General features: G+C 45.3%; 3 protein-coding genes and 1 pseudogene. 1 reads left to right on the forward strand and 3 read right to left on the reverse strand.

Annotated elements, in window-relative coordinates; genetic code table 11:
* From F6K38_RS37530 to F6K38_RS37540, 3 genes are all read right to left on the reverse strand, one after another.
* The coding region (locus tag F6K38_RS37530) for a phytoene desaturase family protein (RefSeq protein WP_287360073.1) at positions 1 to 492 on the reverse strand (492 nt) is incomplete at its 3' end.
* A 50-nt stretch (positions 493 to 542) separates the two neighbouring features.
* Positions 543 to 899, reverse strand: coding sequence for a Spx/MgsR family RNA polymerase-binding regulatory protein (locus tag F6K38_RS37535; RefSeq protein ID WP_008179116.1), 357 nt, complete (start codon positions 897 to 899; stop codon positions 543 to 545).
* Between the two features lie 329 nt (positions 900 to 1,228).
* The gene (locus F6K38_RS37540; protein WP_008179118.1) at positions 1,229 to 2,464 is read right to left on the reverse strand and encodes an LL-diaminopimelate aminotransferase; all 1,236 of its coding nucleotides are present in this window, start codon (positions 2,462 to 2,464) and stop codon (positions 1,229 to 1,231) included.
* 489 nt (positions 2,465 to 2,953) lie between these two features.
* On the opposite strand from F6K38_RS37540, the pseudogene F6K38_RS37545 reads away from it, so the two are divergent.
* Positions 2,954 to 3,351, forward strand: a pseudogene (locus F6K38_RS37545) (class I SAM-dependent methyltransferase); the annotation flags it as partial.

Genomic DNA, 3,351 nt, shown 5'->3' on the forward strand with positions numbered 1-3,351 from the left:
GAAAGAGGGGGCAAATCGGCTGAGGGTGACCACTGCGCCAAGATCAAAACGGATGGCAGCGAGGGGAATTGCGATCGCAGCCTTAGCTAGGGGTTCCATCACCCGCTGAAGCTCACGCCATTCGGTTACAGCATCTTTACCACGAAGCCTGGCTAGAACCTCACAAAACTGATCCGCACCAACGGAGGTGTCAAAGTCACCTTCAGGCAAACGGCAACCCCATGTCTTGTAGGTTTCCCAAGATAAATCCTCACCAATGGCATCTAGCAGTTGTCGCAGAGGATTAGAAGAAGGGCTATAAGACAAACCTGAGTAAAGAGACGGACCGGAGTCAAACTTGAATCCATTGCGCTCAAAAGCGTGAGCAGCACCACCAGGGATTGAGTGGCTCTCGCAGACTGTGACGTTAAAACCGTAGCGAGCTAGAAGAGAGGCGCAGCATAAACCACCAATCCCACTGCCAATTACAACTATATCTGTTTCTTTACTCATCCTTGGGCTCGATAGTTTGGTTTATTCTATTGATAATTACGACAAAAATACTATATTACCAATTTTTCTCGTATCGTTTCTTCATTTGCCCTAAACCCTACCAACACCGCTGTGCCATCCTTCACAAACAGGGGTCGTTTCAGCAGCATCGCATCTTTGGCAAAGGCTTCAACCCACTGCTCTTCGGTCCAAGTCTTTTTTTCTTCACCTATTTCACGGTAGGATTTCCCAGACGTATTACGCATGGGTTTAGAGCCCAAGGCTTCTACCCAGCTGCTAATCATATCAGCAGTTGGTGGATGCTCTTTTGTGTTGATAAAATCATAGTCAACACTGTTATCTTCCAGCCATTTAAATGCTTTTTTGCAAGTGCCGCAGTTGGGGATACCGTAGACTTTAATTGACATAATTTCTATCCTTATTTTTAAGCATTCAGCGGTTAGCGGTCAGCGGTCAGCGGTCAGCCTTCAGCCTTGGCCAAAGGCCACGCTACGCGAACAGCGGTCAGCTTATTTTATTCAAAAGCACCTCAAGTCGCGTGCGCTAATCGCTGATAGCTGATAGCTGATAGCTGATAGCTGATAGCTGATAGCTGATAGCTGATAGCTGATAGCTGATAGCTGATAGCTGATAGCTGATAGCTGATAGCTGATAGCTGATAGCTGATAGCTGATAGCTGAAACCTGATAGCTGAAAGCTGATAGCTGATAGCTGAATGCTTACCTTTACCCTAAAACTACACTTTGAATTTATCGGTAATCCGCTGCATCGCTTCGTCTACATTTTCCCGACTATTAAATGCGGAAATGCGGAAATAACCTTCCCCGGCAGCACCAAATCCAGAACCAGGGGTTCCGACTACATTGGCTGTGTTGAGTAATTTATCAAAGAAGTCCCAACTGGATAGACCATTAGGTGTTTTGACCCAAACGTAAGGGGCATTTACACCACCATATACTGTTAATCCAGCAGCTGTTAGTTGGTCGCAAATAATTTTGGCATTTTCCAGATAGAAGTTAACTAGTGCTTTAACTTGCCCTTGGCCTTCTTCAGAATAAACGGCTTCAGCGCCTCGTTGTACAATATAGGAAACCCCATTAAACTTAGTACAATGGCGGCGGTTCCAAAGTGGCCACAGTTCCACATCTGAACCATCGGATGCTTTGGCTGTTAGGGTCTTGGGTACTACTGTTAATGCACAGCGGGTGCCGGTAAAGCCCGCATTCTTGGAAAAAGAGCGGAATTCAATGGCACAATCCCTTGCTCCCTCAATCTCGTAGATGGAGTGGGGTAGGTCTGGATTAGTAATAAAGGCTTCGTAGGCTGCATCAAAGAAAATGACCGAACCATTTGCTTTGGCATAGTCTACCCAAGTTTTGAGGTAGTCTTTGCTAGCGGTTGCTCCGGTAGGGTTATTGGGGAAGCATAGGTAAATTAAATCAACCTTCTCGGAGGGAATCTCTGCGGTGAAGTTGTTCTCGGCGGTAATCGGTAGATAAACCAAACCCTCATATTTACCGCTATCATCAGCATCCCCCGTATGACCAGCCATGACGTTGGTGTCTACATATACAGGATAAACTGGGTCAGTAACGGCAATCTTGTTATCTTTCCCAAAGATGTCGAGAATGTTACCGGTGTCGCACTTGGAGCCATCGGAGATGAAAATTTCCCCAGCCTCAATCTCACACCCCCGGCTTTGAAAATCGTGGGTAGCAATTTTTTCCCTTAACCAAGGGTAGCCTTGCTCGGGACCATAACCTTTGAAGGTGGCGCGATCGCCCATTTCTTCAACAGCTTTGATTATAGCGGTGCGGCAGGCTGCTGGTAGTGGTTCGGTAACATCACCAATCCCCAGCTTGATTAGCTTAGCATCAGGATTGGCTTCTGCGAAAGTATTGACCCGTCGCGCAATTTCGGGAAATAGGTAGCCAGCTTTGAGTTTGAGGTAGTTATCGTTAATGGTTGCCATAGTAGATTGCTATAAACGCCTTCAAAATAGCTTATATCAAGTCTGGTGGAATACCTATAATTAGGCTGGGGAGATAGGGAGATGGGGAGATGGGGAGATTTTTATGAAGGGTAATTATTCCGACATGATAGTATAGCCCTACGCGCAAGTCCGCAAGTCAGAAGTCAGAAGTCAGAAGTAAGCTATGACTAAGTTTCGGAGTTTACAAATGTCTTAATCTGAATGCGTAGTGCTATACAAGTTTTTTGTAAGCATATGCGCTATGGGAACAGGTGTCAGCGGTCAGTCGTTGGCCTTTGGCTGATATAGCAATTCTCTCTCCCATCAGGTACAAAGGGATCCCCCTAAATCCCCCTTATAAAGGGGGACTTTGAGGCTCAAAAGCGTACCTCATAAATGCAATAAACGCTATAGCTTATGGCTGATAGCTGATAGCTGATAACTGATAACTGATAACTGATAGCTGATAGCTGATAGCTGATAGCTGATATGGAAATTCCGAAATTACTCAACACTCAAATCGGTGATGTAGCAGCTACATCCCTACTGACTTTATATTGCCATGCCCTAGAAAGCCAGTCAAAAGACCCAATTTTATATGATCCATTAGCTGTTGAAATTACTGACAAATTAACTCCTGAATTATCCCAATCAGATAACAAGCTTTATCAAAGCTTAGCTAAGGGCAAGGTAGAAAAAAAATTGGTGGTTCATATTGCTATGCGCGCCAAACGCTATGATGATTATACCAGAAATTTCCTGGAGCGATCGCATAAGCGATGCAGCGCGGTCTTGGGGGTTTCCCCCATGAGCGACTGCATCAAGAACAGAATTGTTGTTAATATTGGTTGTGGATTGGATACTCGTTTCCACCGGATCGATAACGG

Origin of the sequence: Moorena sp. SIO3B2, assembly GCF_010692525.1 — a bacterium.
GTDB classification, from domain to species: Bacteria; Cyanobacteriota; Cyanobacteriia; order Cyanobacteriales; family Coleofasciculaceae; genus Moorena; species Moorena producens.

What these genes read in the sequence shown, in the direction of transcription:
- F6K38_RS37535 (WP_008179116.1), bottom strand. Translation starts at nt 899, where the DNA reads ATGTCAATTAAAGTCTACGGTATCCCCAACTGCGGCACTTGCAAAAAA.
- F6K38_RS37540 (WP_008179118.1), bottom strand. Translation starts at nt 2,464, where the DNA reads ATGGCAACCATTAACGATAACTACCTCAAACTCAAAGCTGGCTACCTA.